Raw genomic sequence first — 15,820 nt, 5'->3', positions numbered from 1 at the left:
CGCACGGGTATGCGGTGCCGGGCAGATCACGCAGACCGGGGACGCTTCACGAAAGGACGCTCGATGAAGTTCACTGTGCCGCCGGTGGTGGCCCGGGCCGCGAATTCCGAAGTGCGGAAGGTGACTTCGGTGCGGCTGAACTGGGTGATCGGCGGCGGGGTCGTCGCGGCGGGTGTGGCGGCGTTCGTGGCGCTGGGCACCGGATTCCAGCCCGGGGGCGAGAACGCGCAGGGGTTCAGCTCCGGGTCCGGCTGGGCGGCCGTGCTGACCGCCTGGGTGGTGGTGCTGACCGTGGCCGCGGCCGCTGCCTTCGGGGCGGTCGGCGCGGGCTCGGAGTTCGCGACCGGGGGCGTGGCGATGAGCTCGCTGTTCACACCCGACCGGACCCTGCTGCTGAGCGCGAAACTCGCGGTGGCGGGGGCGTTCTCGCTCGCCACCGTGGTCGCCATGGAGGTGCTCGGCGGAGCCGCCATGCGACTGGCGGGCGGCTCGCGGGTGCCCATGGACGGTGGCTTCTTCGGCGTGCTGATCGGGGTGGCGCTGGCCGCGGTGTGCTGGGCGGTGATCGGGACCGCGGTGGGCTTCGTGCTGCGCTCGCCCACCCAGGCGCTGATGGCGGTGCTGGGCTGGGCGGTGCTGGAACCGCTGATCTGGATCACCGCGCGCGCCATCGGATTCGGCGGGCTGGCGGCCATCCTGCCGGTGTCCTCGACGGTCGGGGCGATCAGCGGCGGACGGTACGCCAAGAACGCGCTCATCGCGCCCACGCCGGCGGCCATGGCGATGCTGGTGCTGTGGAGCGCGGCCGCGGGCGCGGCGGGCTGGTGGTTCTACACCCGCCGCGACATCTGACGCTCAGTCGCGGTCGGCGAACACCCGCTGCCAGACCGCGTGATCGGTGCGCGGGCCGCCCGGGGTGTCCGCGCCGTACTCGGCGATGAGCCCCGGCAGGTCGAGCGGCAGGCTCGGCGCGGTCATACCCGCCAGTTCGGCCTCCACCGCGGTGTCGGGAACCAGCCAGCAGACCTCGAATTCGATGCCGTCGGGATCGGCGGCGTAGAGGGCCTTGGTGGAGGCGTGGTCGGACGCCCCCGTGAGCGCGCCCGCCGCGATCAGGGCGTCGCGCACCCGCTGCAACTCGCTGAGCGTGTCCACCTCCCAGGCCAGGTGATAGAGCCCGACTCGGCCGGTGCGGTGCGGGACCGACGGGTCCGGGGACTGGAACAGGCCCAGGTCGTGGTCATTGGCCGACCCCTCGGCCTGCAGGAACGCCCCGCCCGGGAAGCCGCCGGGCAACCGGCGGAAGCCGAGCACCTCGCTGTAGAACGCGACCGAGCGTTCCACGTCGGAGACGAACAGGACAGCGTGATTGAGGCGCTGAATCGGCATGGCGGGAACTCCGTTTCGACGAGACCGGACGCGGGGGTGCGAAGTTCAGCGGAACACGCCGGGACCGGAGACACAAGGCGGCGTCCCGGCCACACTGGTGAGGGGACGGGAACAAACAGGGGGTGGGGCGGTCGTTGTTCTCCGCGATGAGTTCGAGTGATGTGGGCGAGGCGATGGTGACCGGGGCCGGTGACGGAACAGGCCGCGGATGGCTGCGGCGGCTGTGGGACAGGTGCGCGGGGCACCCGTGGATGCTGGCCGGGCTGGCGGCGGCGATCGTGGCCGGCGCGGTCGTCGAGGTGACCGGGCCGCTGCTGGCCAAACGCGCCCTCGACGGCGCGACCGCGGGCAATACCGGCATCATCGCGGGCCTGGCGATCGCCTTGGGCGCGCTCGCCGTGGGACGCTTCCTCGCCTCCTTCGGCCGCCGCATGCTGGCCGGGCGGCTCGCCCTCGACGTCCAGCACGAACTGCGGGTGGATCTGCTGGCCGCCCTGCAACGCCTGGACGGGCCCGGGCAGGACGAGCTGCGCACCGGCCAGGTCATCTCCCGCTCGATCAGCGACCTCACCCTGGTGCAGGGGCTGCTGTCGATGGCGCCCTGGTCCTCGGTGGCGGCGCTGCAATTCGTGCTCGCCGCGGGCGTCATGCTGTGGCTCTCGCCGCCACTGGCGCTGGCCGCGCTGCTGGTGGTGCCGGTGCTGGCCTTCGTGGTCTACCGGGTGCGGCCGCGTCTGTACGCCGCCACCTGGTCCGCGCAGCAGCGCGCCGCCGATCTGGCCCAGCACGTCGAGGAGACCGTCACCGGCGTGCGCGTGGTGAAGGGCTTCGGGCAGGAGGCCCGCATGGTCGACCTGCTGGAGGGCCACGGCCGCGAGCTGTACGCCGAACGCATGCGCGCCACCCGCATCGACGCCCGCTTCAGCCCGACACTGGGCTCGATTCCGCAGGCCGGGCTGGTCGCGGTGATCGCGGCCGGCGGGCTGCTGGCCTTCCACGGCAGTATCGGGCTCGGCACCTTCCTGGCCTTCGTCGCCTACGTGGCCACCATGACCAACTCCACCCGGATCGTGTCGTACGTGGTGGTGATGGCGCAGTTGACGCGGGCCGCGGCCGAACGCGTGCACCAGGTCATCGACAGCGCGCCCGACCGCGTCGACCCCGAGCATCCGGCGCCGGTGCCCGACGGACCGCTCGGCATCGACATCGAGGGCGTCACTTTCGGTTTCGATCCGGACCGGCCGGTGCTGCGCGATTTCAGCCTCGACATCGCGCCCGGGGAGACGGTGGCGATCATCGGCCCGGCGGGCTCGGGCAAGTCCACGCTGAGCCTGCTGCTGCCGCGCTTCTACTCCCCCGACTCCGGCCGGATCAGCCTGTACGGCACCGATTCCCGCGCCGACGTCGCCGACCTGCGCGCGGCCGACCTGCGCGCGGCCGTCGGGGTGGTGTTCGACGAGGCGTTCCTGCTGTCCGACACCATCGCCGCCAATATCGCCCTGGGCCGCCCGGAGGCGACCGCGGCCGAGATCCACGCGGCCGCCGCACAGGCCGCGGCGGACGACTTCATCAATGCCCTCGCCGACGGTTACGACACCGTGGTCGGCGAACGCGGCCTGACCTTGTCCGGCGGTCAGCGCCAGCGCATCGCCCTGGCCCGTGCCCTGCTGGCCAACCCGCGCGTCCTGATCCTCGACGACGCCACCTCGGCGGTCGACGCGGTCACCGAGGCCGCGATCTTCGCGTCCCTGCCCACCGATTCCGGCCGGACCACCCTGATCCTGGCCCACCGCGAATCGACGCTGTCCCACGCCGACCGCGTGATCCGGCTGCCCGCACCGGAATTCGCGCCGCTCGATCCGGCGGCCGCGGACTCCGACCTCGAGCTCGGGCAGACCGCGGCGGGCTCGCAACCGGACCGGGATACGCCCGAGGAAGTGCGGCGGGTGCTCGGCAAGCTGCCGCCCGCGCTGGAAGAGCCAGGGCTGGACGCGGACTCGTTGCGGGAGCCCGACCCCGGGTTCCGGCTGAGTCACGCGCTGGGACTGGTGAAATGGCTGGTCGCGGGAACCATGATCCTGCTGGCACTGAACGCGCTTGTCGGCGTGGGTTTCCCGTCGGTGGTGCGGTACGCGGTGGACGCGGGCGTCGGGCGGCACGACGGCGCGGCGCTGGTCCGGGCCACCATCATCGGCGTCGTCCTGGTCGTGGCCGGGTGGCTGGTCGCGGCGACCGCGCTGCTGTGGAGCAACCGGGCCGGGGAACGGGTGCTGTTCGGGTTGCGGGTGCGCAGTTACGCGCATCTGCAGCGGCTCGGCCTGGACTTCTACGAGCGGGAACTGTCCGGCCGCATCATGACCCGGATGACCACCGACATCGACGCGCTGTCGACGTTCATGCAGACCGGCCTGCCGGACGCGCTGGTCGCGCTGCTGACCGTCGGCGGAATCGCGGTGGCGCTCACCATCATCGATCCGGGCCTGGCCCTGGTGGTGTTCGTGACGGTGCCCGCGCTGCTGGTGGCCAGCTGGAAGTTCCGCAAGGTCTCCGACGCCGCCTACAGCGCCTCCCGGGAGCATTCGGCGACCGTGAACGCCGACTTCGCCGAGAACGTCGCGGGACTGCGGGTGGTGCAAGCCAATCGGCACGAGGCGATCTCCGAGCGGCGCTTCGCCGGATACTCGGACAACTACCGGGCCAGCCGGATGCAGGCGCAGCGGGCCATCGCCACCTTCTTCGCCTTCGTCGGCATGTGGGCGGACCTGGCGCTGGCCGCCGTCGTGTTCACCGGGGCCTGGGCGGTCGCGCACGGGACCACCACCGCGGGCACCCTGGTCGCGTTCGTGCTGTACCTGCAGCTGCTGTTCGGGCCGATCATGCAGTTGTCGCAGCTCTTCGACGGGTACCAGCAGGCGCGGGTCGGGTTGCGGCGCATCGGGGAACTGCTGCGCACCCCGTCCTCGATCGCCCCCGATCCCGCGGACGCGGCCCCGATCGACGGGCAGCTGCGCGGCGAGGTGGTGTTCGACGACGTGCGTTTCCAGTACCCGGGTGCGGTGCGGCCCGCCCTGGAGGGCGTCAGCCTCGGCATTCCGGCGGGCGGCAGCCTCGCGCTGGTGGGTGAGACCGGCGCAGGCAAGTCGACCATCGTGAAGTTGCTGGCCCGGCTCTACGACATGCCACGAGAACGTGTGTCCGGTGACGCGAATCACGAAGTTACCGACGCCGCGACGGCAATCTCCATAGCGAAAACGCATGATAAAGCCCGTGATCCGGACACCCACGGCGCAATTCGGGTGGACGGCGTGGATATTCGCGACTATCGCCTCGCCGACTTCCGTTCCCGGCTCGGCGTGGTGCCGCAGGAAGCTCACCTCTTCACCGGCGACATTGCCAGCAACATTGCATTTGGCAAACCTTTTGCGAGTCGCGTTGAAATCGAGGCGGCGGCCGCCGCGGTCGGTGCGCTGGACACCATCGCGGCGCTGCCCCGGGGCATGTCACAGCCGGTCGGGGAACGCGGGCGCGGGCTCTCGGCCGGGCAACGCCAGCTCATCGCCCTGGCCCGGGCCGAACTGGTCCGGCCCGACCTGCTCCTGCTCGACGAGGCCACCGCCGTGCTGGATCCGGCCGCCGAGGCATCGGTGCTGGTCGCGAGCGAATCGGTGACGCGGGGGCGGACCTCGATCATCGTGGCGCACCGGCTCGCGACAGCCGCGCAGGCCGATCGGATCGCGGTCGTCGAGCACGGCCGGATCAGCGAAATCGGGTCGCACGACGAACTCCTCGCGGCCCGCGGCGCGTACTCCCGCTTGTGGGCTGCGGCGCGGGCGACGGAAGGAATATTCTCGAGCGAGGACGAGTCGTCACGAGAGAATGCGTCCGCTCGGTGGTAGCCACGACCGACGGCGAACGGGGGTGGGCATATCCTCAGTGGGGGCGCATCGGCGCGCATCCGCCGATGACCCGTGCCGGGCACGTCACAAACGTCGCAGCGCGAAGAACGAAATGAGGCGAACACCTGCTGTGAGCAGCTCAACAGACCAGTTCGGACAGAACCAGTGGCTTGTCGACGAGATGTACCAGAAGTACAAGCAAGACCCCTCGTCCGTCGATGAGAGCTGGCACGAGTTCCTGGCGGACTACACGCCGGAGAACACTGCCGAGATTGGTAACAACAGCCAGGCGGCCGCCGCCGTCGCTCCGGCCCCCGCCGCCGTCGCGCCCGCCGCTCCCCCCGTCGCCGCACCCGCCGCGCCCGCCCCGGCTCCGGCCCCCGCGCAGGTGCGCGCCCCGCAGACCACCCCGGCCCCGAGCTCGAACGCGGCCCCGACCTCCGGCGGCCCCAAGCCGTCCGCCGAGGACGAGACCAAGGTGCTGCGCGGCGCGGCCGCCGCGACCGTGAAGAACATGTCGGCGTCGCTGGCCATCCCCACCGCTACCTCGGTGCGTGCCATCCCGGCGAAGCTGATGATCGACAACCGGCTGGTCATCAACAACCACCTGGCCCGCACCCGCGGTGGCAAGATCTCCTTCACCCACCTGCTGGGCTACGCCATCGTGCAGGCCATCAAGGCCTTCCCGAACATGAACCGGCACTTCGCCGAGGTCGACGGGAAGCCGAACGCGGTCACCCCCGCGCACACCAATCTCGGTCTGGCCATCGATCTTCCGGGCAAGGACGGCAACCGCGCGCTCGCGGTCGCGGCCATCAAGAACACCGAGGGCATGACCTTCGCGCAGTTCCACAGCGCGTACGAGGACGTCGTGCGGCGCGCCCGTGACGGCAAGCTCACCAACGACGACTTCTCCGGCGTCACCATCTCGCTCACCAACCCGGGCACCATCGGCACCAACCACTCGGTGCCGCGTCTGATGCTGGGCCAGGGCGCGATCATCGGCGCGGGCGCCATGGAGTACCCGGCCGAGTTCCAGGGCATGAGCGATCAGCAGCTCGCGGAAATGGGCATCGGCAAGCTGATGACCCTGACCTCGACCTACGACCACCGCATCATCCAGGGCGCGGAGTCCGGCGACTTCCTGCGGACCGTCCACAACCTGCTGATCTCCGACGAGTTCTACGACGAGATCTTCCACGGCATGGGTGTCCCCTACGAGCCGGTCCGCTGGCGCAAGGACATTCAGGAACGCGGCATCGACAAGTCGACCCGCGTCCAGGAGATGATCAACGCCTACCGCAGCCGCGGCCACCTGATGGCCGACACCGACCCGCTGCGGCTGGTGAAGGACAAGTTCCGCTCGCACCCCGACCTGGATGTCACCCAGCACGGCCTGACCCTGTGGGACCTGGACCGCGAGTTCAATGTCGCGGGCTTCCACGGCCAGGAGCGCATGAAGCTGCGCGACGTGCTGTCCATCCTGCGCGACGCCTACGCCCGCCACGTGGGTGTGGAGTACACCCACATTCTGGATCCCGAGCAGCTCAAGTGGATTCAGGAGCGGGTCGAGCAGAAGCACGCGAAGCCGACCGTCGCGGAGCAGAAGTACATCATGTCCCGGCTCAACGCGGCCGAGGCGTTCGAGACCTTCCTGCAGACCAAATACGTCGGCCAGAAGCGCTTCTCGCTGGAAGGCGCCGAGTCGGTCATCCCGATGATGGACGCCGTCATCGACCAGTGCGCCGAGTACGCCCTCGACGAGGTCGTCATCGGTATGCCGCACCGTGGCCGCCTGAACGTGCTGGCCAACATCGTGGGCAAGCCCTACTCGAAGATCTTCACCGAGTTCGAGGGCAACATGAACCCGGCCGCCACCCACGGCTCCGGCGACGTGAAGTACCACCTGGGTGCGCGCGGCACCTACCTGCAGATGTTCGGCGACAACGAGATCGAGGTGTCGCTGACCGCGAACCCCTCGCACCTCGAGGCCGTCGACCCGGTGCTGGAGGGTCTGGTCCGCGCCAAGCAGGACCTGCTCACCAAGGAAGACATCGTCACCAAGGGCGAAGAGGCGCGGTCGTTCTCGGTCGTGCCGCTGATGCTGCACGGTGACGCGGCCTTCGCCGGCCAGGGTGTCGTTGCCGAGACCCTGAACCTGTCGGGTCTGCGCGGCTACCGCACCGGTGGCACCGTGCACATCGTGGTGAACAACCAGATCGGCTTCACCACCGCGCCGGAGTACTCGCGTTCCACCGAATACTCCACCGACATCGCGAAGTTCATCGGTGCCCCGATCTTCCACGTGAACGGCGACGACCCGGAAGCCTGTGTGTGGGTGGCCAAGCTGGCCGTCGACTACCGGCAGAAGTTCCAGCGCGACGTCGTGATCGACCTGATCTGCTACCGCCGCCGCGGTCACAACGAGGGCGACGACCCGTCGATGACCCAGCCGGGCATGTACGACGTGATCGACACCAAGCGTTCGGTCCGCAAGGCGTACACCGAGTCGCTGATCGGCCGTGGCGACATCTCCATGAAGGAAGCCGAAGACGCCCTGCGGGACTACCAGGGTCAGCTGGAGCGGATCTTCAACGAGGTGCGCGAACTGGAGAAGTTCCCGCCGGAAAAGTCGGAGTCGATCGAGGAAGAGCAGCAGCTGCCGCCGAATCTCGTGACCTCCGTGGACAAGACGGTGCTGCAGCGCATCGGCGACGCGTTCCTGAACGTGCCCGAGGGCTTCACCGTGCACCCGCGCGTCAAGCCGGTGCTGGAGAAGCGCCGCGAGATGGCCTACGAGGGCAAGGTCGACTGGGCCATGGCCGAGTTGCTGGCCTTCGGCACGCTCATCGACGAAGGCAAGGCCGTCCGCCTGACCGGTCAGGACTCGCGTCGCGGTACCTTCTCGCAGCGCCACTCGGTCATCATCGACCGCAAGAACGGCGACGAGTACACCCCGCTGCACAACATCGGCTCGGCCAACCCGGGCTGGTTCGCGGTGCACGACTCGGCGCTGTCGGAGTACGCGGCGGTCGGCTTCGAGTACGGCTACTCGCTGGGCAACCCGGACGCGCTCGTCCTGTGGGAGGCGCAGTTCGGTGACTTCGTCAACGGCGCGCAGTCCATCATCGACGAGTTCATCTCCTCCGGTGAGGCCAAGTGGGGTCAGCTCTCCGAGGTCGTGCTGCTGCTGCCGCACGGTCACGAGGGCCAGGGCCCGGACCACACCTCGGGTCGTATCGAGCGCTTCCTGCAGCTGTGCGCCGAGGGTTCGATGACGGTGGCGGTCCCCTCCACCCCGTCGAACTACTTCCACCTGCTGCGCCGCCACGCCCTGGACGGCATCCGCCGCCCGCTGGTGGTGTTCACCCCGAAGTCCATGCTGCGCAACAAGGCTGTGGTCTCCGAGGTCGAGGACTTCACCGACAACAAGTTCCGCACCGTACTCGAGGAGCCCACCTACGAGTCGGGCAACGGCGACCGCGCCAAGGTCAAGCGCGTGCTGCTCACCTCCGGCAAGATCTACTACGAGCTGGTGGCCGAGAAGAACAAGCACAACCGCGACGACGTGGCCATCGTCCGCGTCGAGCAGCTGTACCCGATTCCGAAGTTCCGCCTCAACGAGGCCCTGGAGCAGTACCCCAACGCCTCCGATCTGGCGTGGGTCCAGGAGGAACCGGCCAACCAGGGCGCCTGGCCCTTCTTCGGCCTCAACCTCCCGGAGATCCTCCCGGCCCGCTTCGGCAAGCTGCGTCGCATCTCCCGCCGCGCCATGTCGGCCCCGTCCTCGGGTTCGTCCAAGGTGCACGCCGTGGAGCAGCAGGAAATCATCGACGAGGCGTTCTCCCCGACCGTCTAGCCACCGAATCCCAGTGCGGGGCCGGATCTCTCACCGAGATCCGGCCCCGCGCCGTTTCTCAGTCGAGGCGGTAGATGTCGTAGTCGCCGAGTGGCCGGAAGCCGAGTCGCTGATAGAGGGCCGTGCTGGTGCGGTTCGCCAGATCAGCGAAGAGCATGACATCTCGCGCGCCGGAGGCGAGAGCGTGGCGGCAGGCGAAGGTGGTGGCGGCGGCCGCGAAGCCCTTGCCGCGCAGGGGTTTCGGGGTGAAGACCGGGGCGATGCGGACGGTTCCGGTTACGACCGGGCCGGTTCCGGCCATCGACACCGGGGTGCCGTCCACTTCCCACAGTGACAGGCCGCCCCGCGTGAGGCGTTCGTCGACCATGCGGTCCAGGTGCGCCGGGGGCGGGTCGCCGATATCCCGGGTGAATTCGAGCAGCCATTCGATCGCCAGTTCCCGGTCACGGTCGGTCGCGAGGCGTGCAATGCCGTCCGGCATCGGATCGGGCGGGATCAGATCGCCCAGCCGGTAGAGGCGATCGGCGCGGCTCAGGGTGACCGACCTGCCGTGCGACCGCGCCCAGGCTTCCGCGACGGGACGGGCCGAGTCGGAGGGGCCGGACACCGCGGGCAGCGCCGGATCGATCGCCGAGTAGTCGCGCACGAGTGGAACGATCGCCTCGGACGGCAACGGGGACACCACGATTCCGAAGGGTGGTGTCCGGAAGAGCGCGGCTGCGACCTCGCCTCCGGTCGTGGTCCACCATCCGAAGTGGGGTGGGGCGTCCCCGTAGATCGTCGGCCCCTGCCGTCGCAATCGATCCAGCACCGTGAGCAGCACGGTGTTCCGGATCGGATCCGACCGCAGGAATTCGCCCGCCGCCCGCTCGTACGCCGACAGCTCCTCGGTAATCGTCCACCCCATGCGTCCATCATGGCGCAGACGACGGGAACGGAACAGCCCGCCGAGAACGACTCGGCGGGCTGTTCGGTGTCCGGTGCCGGGACGAGTTACTCGCCCGCCGAATCCGCCTGCTCCGCAGTGGAATCGGCCGTGCCCTTGATGTCCCAGGCCGCCATCATCGCGGCGAGGCCGTCCGCGGCGGCGGTGTCCTGAGTGGTCGATTCCTGGTCCGACATGGCGGGTACCTCTTTCTGCTACTTCCCTGACGAAAGGTTGATGTTACCGGTCGGTTTCAGTTGCCGCGCGCCGAGAAATGGCCTGCGACAAGCGATTTCACAGATACGTGACAGGGGTCACAAATGCCGGGGAGCCGGTCGCCAGGGAGGGGTTGTGGGCGGGGTGTTCGGCGTCGTATATTCCACGTGGAATATTTGGTCCGGAGGATGGTGGTGGCGGTGATGGCGTCACTCGAAACGGAGGTCGTGGTGATCAAGAAGCAGTCGGCTCCAGCGCTCACGCCGATGGCGCTGCTGGTTCTCGCACTGCTGGAGGAACGTCCGATGCACCCGTACGAGATGTATCAGCTGTTATTGAGCCGCCATGAGGACCGGTTCACCAAGATCAAGCCGGGGTCGCTGTATCACACGGTGGCGCGACTGACCGATCAGGAACTGATCGCGGCGGAGAGCACCGATCGGGCCGGTAACCGGCCGGAACGGACCACCTATCGCATTCGCACGGCCGGGCACGCGGCGCTGCGTGAACGAGTCCGGGACCTGCTGCGGGAACCGGTCCACGAGTACCCGGCGTTCGTGACCGGATTGGCCGAAGCGCACAATCTGCCCGTGGACGAGGTCATCGATGCCCTCCGCGAACGCGTCGCCTCGATCGAGGCGCGGGTCGCCGAGCTGACCACGCTCCGCGACCTGGCCGCCGCCTCCGATGTCCCGCGCCGTTACTGGATGCGGGTCGACTACATACGCGCGCACAGCACCGCCGAAGTCACCTGGCTGCGCGGACTCATGGACGAGCTCCGCAGCGGCGAACTCGAATGGGAAACCTTCGACTCCGAGTCCGGCGAGCGCGTCGACACCAGAACCCACTCCCAGGGATAGGAACCCGAATCCATGTCCACTCAACGCAACCCGTGGCTCGCGCTGTACGCGCTGGTCGTCGGGTTCTTCATGATCCTGCTGGACATGACCATCGTCGCGGTGGCCAATCCGGCGATCATGAAGGACCTGAACGCCGATGTCTCCCAGGTCATCTGGGTCACCTCCGCCTACCTGCTGGCCTACGCGGTGCCGCTGCTGGTCACCGGCCGGCTCGGGGATCGCTTCGGCCCCAAGAACATCTACCTCGGCGGCCTGGTCGTATTCACCCTCGCCTCGCTCTGGTGCGCCGAGTCGACCAGCATCGACATGCTGATCGCGGCCCGCGCCGTGCAGGGCCTGGGCGCGGCGCTGATGACGCCGCAGACCATGGCCGTCATCACCCGCACCTTCCCGCCGGACAAGCGCGGCGCGGCCATGGGCCTGTGGGGCGGTGTGGCCGGTCTGGCCACCCTGGTCGGCCCGATCCTGGGCGGCGTGCTGGTGGACTGGCAGGGCTGGCAGTGGATCTTCTACGTGAACGTGCCGATCGGCATCATCGCCTTCGCGCTGGCGTTCTGGCTGGTCCCCTCGCTGCCCACGCACGAGCACAAGTTCGACCTGGTCGGTGTGGCGCTGTCGGGCGTCGGCATGTTCCTGCTGGTGTTCGGTATCCAGGAGGGCAACACCCACGACTGGGACGCCCAGATCTGGGCCATGATCGCCGCCGGTGTGGTGGTGCTGGCGCTGTTCGTGGTCAACCAAGCTCGCAATACCGGTGAGCCGCTGGTGCCGCTGAGCCTGTTCAAGGACCGCAACTTCGCGCTGTCCAATGTGGGGATCGCAGCCATGGGCGCGGCGGTGACCAGTGTGTTCGTGCCCGCCTACTTCTACCTGCAGCAGGTGCACGAGCTGTCGCCGACCCGCTCGGCGCTGATCTTCGCGCCGATGGCCGTTCTGACCGGTGTGTTCGCGCCGATCATCGGCAAGATCTCGGACAAGGTCGCGCCGCGGGTCATCCCGACCCTCGGTTTCGCGATGTTCGCGGCCACCCTGTTCGGTTTCGCCGTGCTGATGAAGCCGGACGGCTCGCTGCCGCTGTTCATGATCGTCGGCGGTTTCGCCGGTATCGCCAACGCCTGCATCTGGGCGCCGCTGGCCTCCACCGCCACCCACAACCTGCCGGTGCAGCAGGCCGGTGCGGGCGCGGGCGTCTACAACACCACCCGCCAGGTGGGTTCGGTGCTCGGTTCGGCGGCGATCAGCGCGCTGCTGTCGGCGCGGATCTCGGCGCAGGGCCTGCAGAGCGGTCCGATCGGCGAGGGCTCGGGCGGTAAGAGCCTGAGCGATCTGCCCGCACAGGTGCGGGATCCGATCCTGGAGAAGCTCAGCACCGCGCTGAGCCAGTCCATGTACCTGCCCGCGGCGATCCTGCTGATCGGCGTGGTCGCCTCGGCCATGTTCATCGGCTTCGGCAAGCAGGGCGACGGGAAGCAGGACGATATGGCGAAGGCGAACATCGGAGCGCACTGACCTATCGCAGGGCCTGATCGGCCGCTGGTCGATGGGCTCGAATCCAAAGGTGCTGCCCGCCAGGGCTTCCCGGCGGGCAGCGCTGTTTCCGTCCCCTGCGGGTCGCGGTCAGAGCAGCAGGCCGATGAGGCGGGTCCAGTCGATGCGGATGTCGATCGGCATGTCCGTCAGGGTCTCGCCGATGTGGGCGGTCAGCCGCCGCAGCGGCCGGTAGTGGCCCAGTACCAGGACGTGGGTCTGGATGGCGCGCACTCGATCGCGATCCATGTAGACCAGCCAGTACCAGGGGATTCCGGCCAGTGCGTACTCGGCCATCTTGTCCGCGGTGTCGACGCGTTCGGTCGCCGGGGACACCACCTCGACGGCGATCTTCACCCGCTCGGCCCGCAGCGGGCCGACATCGGCGGGCGCACAGGAGAACAGGATGATATCGGGGCGGCGGATGGTGAGGCGCGGCGATTCCCACAGCAGCACGTCCTGGTCGACGCCGACGTAGAGCGAGCCGTCGTTGTATCGGCTCATATGGTGCTCGGCCCCGGACTCCAGCATGGCGGCCAGCCGGCGGGTGGCGTTGCGGTGGGGCAGGGCGGGCGTTTCGGCGCGCACCACGTCACCGTTGACCACCTCGACGAGCCGGCAGAAGTCGGGGGGCAGCTGCTTCCAGATGTCGAGCGTGATCGGTTCGGGCTGCAGGTTTTCCGCCCGCGCCCATTCGAGTACGCCGAACATGCGCGCTCCCCTCATTCCCCGAACGAGTTGTGCCCCCGGGCGAGCGGATGCCCCCGAGCGGCCGGACCGAGCCACGACTGCCGCGATGATCTTAATCCGCGCGGGCCGCCGAAACGGTTGTTCGGAACGTTCGCCCGCGCCGGACCGGCGAGCCGCGCGGACGATGGTCGGGCACGAGGTGTTTCGCGCACTGGATCGGCGGCGTGCGTGACGCGGCGCCGATTCTTGGGGCGGAACAGTCTTTTTCAGCCGATTCGCACGGTCAACGACGGATATCCGGTCGCGCCGTCGGGCACGACGTCCTGTCGCCGCTCGGTCTGGGTCTCCCCCGTGCCGTCGGTGGCGCGCGCCCAGACGGTGTGCACGCCGCTGCCCGCGGGCGCGTCCCAGTCGAAGGCCCACTGCACCCAGGTGTCGATGGACGGGGCGGTCGCCAGGCGCGCGGGCTGCCAGTCCCCTTGGTCGATACGGACTTCCACGCCGCGGATGCCGCGATGCTGTGCCCACGCCACCCCCGCGATGGTGACCTTGCCGGGCGCGAGGGTCCGGCCGCGCGGGGTGTCGATGCGGCATTCGGTCTTGATGGGGCCGTATGCCGACCAGCCGCGTTTGGTCCAGAACGCTTCCGCGCGATCGAATCTGGTGATCTCGAGTTCGGTCACCCACTTGGTGGCCGACACGTACCCGTACAGGCCCGGCACCACCAGCCGCGCGGGATAGCCGTGCGCGGTGGGCAGCGGTTCACCGTTCATGCCGACCGCCAGCATGGCGTCGCGGCCGTCGGTGAGCACGGCGAGGGGGCTGCCCGCGGTGAAGCCGTCGACGCTGCGGGAGAGCACCATGTCGGCGTCGGGGTGCGGCCCGGCCTGGGCGATCAGTTCGTCGAGCCGGTAGCCGAGCCAGCGGGCATTGCCGACCAGTTCGCCGCCGACCGGGTTGGAGACGCAGGCCAGGGTGACCAGCCGCTCGATGGGGGTGCGGGCGGCGAGATCGGCGTAACCGAGCCGGATCTCGCGATCGACCATGCCGTGGATGCGCAGGGACCAGTCGTCCTTGCTGACCTGCGGCACGGTCAGCGCCGTGTCGATGCGGTAGAAGCTGGAGTTCGAGGTGAGGTAGGGCGTGAGGCCCGGCAGTTTCAGGTCCGCGCCCGGATCGACGGGCGGCTCGACGCTGGTCGGCGTGGGCAATTCGACGTCGGCCCGCTCCGCGGAGACGTCCCGCGACCGCAGCCCGATGATCCGTCCGGCCAGGCCACCGGCGACCGCGGCGGCTCCGGTGATGGCGAGCCAGCGCATCACCTGCCGCCGTTGCGTGGTCTGTTCCGCGGCGGACTCCGCGGTGGCCGGTGTCGCGCCGGCGCGTTCCGCGGACTCCTCGAGTCGGCGAATCAGGCTGCGCAGCACGAGAATTCCGGCCACGGTGCCGAGCAGCGCGGGTATCGCCCAGGTCCAGGCGGCAGCGGGTCGTCCCACCGCGGCCGACATCGCGAGCAGTCCGAAGACCCCGAACAGTATCGATCCCCAGGGCCGCCGGACGCGCTCGGCGAGTCCGGCGACGGCCGCCAGCACGACGGCCGCCACGCCCATCGACACGAACAACAGCAGTTTGTCGTTGGTGCCGACCAGCCCGATCACCCATTCCCGGAACCCGTCCGGCGTCTGATCGACGACCCACGCCCCGACGGCCTGCAAGGGGGTGCTGTCCGGACTGACCAGCACCGACACCACTTCGGCCACACCGAGCGTGACCAGGCCCGCGACGATGCCGCCGGCGATTCGTACTTCGCGATCGGCCACGAAACCGACCCTACTGCGGGAACCGCCGCGCGAACCCGCGCGAGAAATGACGATCCGGTGACGTCGTCACATGGTGGCGGAACCGGTGTAGTTGATCATCCACGGCACCGAGAACTTGTCGGTGACCATGGCGAACGCGTCGGCCCACTCGACCTTGCCGAGCGGCATGGTGACGGTGCCGCCGGGGGCGAACTCGTTGAACAGGCGCTCGGCCTCGGCCGCGGACTCCACCTCGACCTGGACGGCGAAGCCGGGGTTGGAGTTGTCGATGTCGTTGCCGGGCGGGGTGTCGGACACCATGAGGATATTGGTGGCGCTCAGCGGCAGCTGCGCGTTGGCGACCCGGTTGGCGATCTCCGGGGGCAGGTCGCCCGGGGTGTCGCCGCCCATGTCACCGAAGCGGACGATGGTGGCCTCGCCGCCGAAGACGGACTGGTAGAAGGTGATCGCCTCCTCGGCATTGCCGTTGAAGACCAGGTACGGGTTCAGTGCGGGCATGGGTTCCTCCTCGGTCGGTGTGGCGGGTGCGGCGGCACCCGACAGGTAGGACGCGGGGGCCGCCCGGAAATCATCGGTCGCGGCCGGGAAATTTCGGTGAATGCGAGAAATATTCGGTGCGTCCCCCGGTTGACCTAGCT

11 protein-coding genes are annotated in these 15,820 nt (G+C 69.1%); 5 read left to right on the top strand and 6 right to left on the bottom strand.

The window, feature by feature from the left end:
- The first annotated feature begins 63 nt into the window (after positions 1 to 63).
- On the top strand, positions 64 to 852 hold the full coding sequence (locus ACFYTS_RS22995; protein WP_387307044.1) for a hypothetical protein: 789 nt from the start codon (positions 64 to 66) through the stop codon (positions 850 to 852).
- Positions 853 to 855: 3 nt separating this feature from the next.
- On the opposite strand, the gene ACFYTS_RS22990 is transcribed toward ACFYTS_RS22995, so the two are convergent.
- Positions 856 to 1,389 carry a VOC family protein gene (locus ACFYTS_RS22990; RefSeq protein ID WP_387307042.1) on the bottom strand — a complete coding sequence of 178 codons (534 nt, stop codon included), beginning with the start codon at positions 1,387 to 1,389 and terminating at the stop codon, positions 856 to 858.
- A 146-nt stretch (positions 1,390 to 1,535) separates the two neighbouring features.
- Between ACFYTS_RS22990 and ACFYTS_RS22985 the strand changes: the two genes are divergently transcribed.
- The gene (locus ACFYTS_RS22985) at positions 1,536 to 5,285 is read left to right on the top strand and encodes an ABC transporter ATP-binding protein (RefSeq protein WP_387307040.1); all 3,750 of its coding nucleotides are present in this window, start codon (positions 1,536 to 1,538) and stop codon (positions 5,283 to 5,285) included.
- 181 nt (positions 5,286 to 5,466) lie between these two features.
- On the top strand, positions 5,467 to 9,144 hold the full coding sequence (locus tag ACFYTS_RS22980; RefSeq protein ID WP_387307190.1) for a multifunctional oxoglutarate decarboxylase/oxoglutarate dehydrogenase thiamine pyrophosphate-binding subunit/dihydrolipoyllysine-residue succinyltransferase subunit: 3,678 nt from the start codon (positions 5,467 to 5,469) through the stop codon (positions 9,142 to 9,144).
- 58 nt (positions 9,145 to 9,202) lie between these two features.
- On the opposite strand, the gene ACFYTS_RS22975 is transcribed toward ACFYTS_RS22980, so the two are convergent.
- Positions 9,203 to 10,051, bottom strand: a complete 849-nt coding sequence (locus tag ACFYTS_RS22975; protein ID WP_387307038.1) for a GNAT family N-acetyltransferase — start codon at positions 10,049 to 10,051, stop codon at positions 9,203 to 9,205.
- An 86-nt stretch (positions 10,052 to 10,137) separates the two neighbouring features.
- On the bottom strand, positions 10,138 to 10,266 hold the full coding sequence (locus ACFYTS_RS22970) for a hypothetical protein (RefSeq protein ID WP_357283393.1): 129 nt from the start codon (positions 10,264 to 10,266) through the stop codon (positions 10,138 to 10,140).
- 222 nt (positions 10,267 to 10,488) lie between these two features.
- Here ACFYTS_RS22970 and ACFYTS_RS22965 point away from each other — a divergent pair, with 222 nt between their 5' ends.
- Entirely contained in the window at positions 10,489 to 11,145 is a 657-nt protein-coding gene (locus ACFYTS_RS22965; RefSeq protein WP_387307035.1) for a PadR family transcriptional regulator, read from the top strand.
- Positions 11,146 to 11,157: 12 nt separating this feature from the next.
- On the top strand, positions 11,158 to 12,654 hold the full coding sequence (locus ACFYTS_RS22960) for a DHA2 family efflux MFS transporter permease subunit (RefSeq protein WP_357283388.1): 1,497 nt from the start codon (positions 11,158 to 11,160) through the stop codon (positions 12,652 to 12,654).
- 108 nt (positions 12,655 to 12,762) lie between these two features.
- Here ACFYTS_RS22960 and ACFYTS_RS22955 read toward each other — a convergent pair whose 3' ends face one another.
- From ACFYTS_RS22955 to ACFYTS_RS22945, 3 genes are all read right to left on the bottom strand, one after another.
- Positions 12,763 to 13,383, bottom strand: coding sequence for a Uma2 family endonuclease (locus ACFYTS_RS22955; RefSeq protein ID WP_357283386.1), 621 nt, complete (start codon positions 13,381 to 13,383; stop codon positions 12,763 to 12,765).
- 245 nt (positions 13,384 to 13,628) lie between these two features.
- Positions 13,629 to 15,182: a molybdopterin-dependent oxidoreductase gene (locus tag ACFYTS_RS22950; RefSeq protein ID WP_387307033.1), complete on the bottom strand. Its 1,554-nt coding sequence runs from the start codon at positions 15,180 to 15,182 to the stop codon at positions 13,629 to 13,631.
- 66 nt (positions 15,183 to 15,248) lie between these two features.
- Complete coding sequence (locus tag ACFYTS_RS22945) at positions 15,249 to 15,680, bottom strand: VOC family protein (RefSeq protein WP_357087266.1); 432 nt, start codon at positions 15,678 to 15,680, stop codon at positions 15,249 to 15,251.
- Between the last annotated feature and the right edge of the window lie 140 nt (positions 15,681 to 15,820).

The organism is Nocardia sp. NPDC004151 (assembly GCF_042874235.1).
In the GTDB taxonomy this organism is placed as follows: Bacteria; Actinomycetota; Actinomycetes; order Mycobacteriales; family Mycobacteriaceae; genus Nocardia.
The sequence above is the reverse complement of the archived record's forward strand: the minus strand, read 5'-3'. Positions and strand labels throughout refer to the sequence as shown.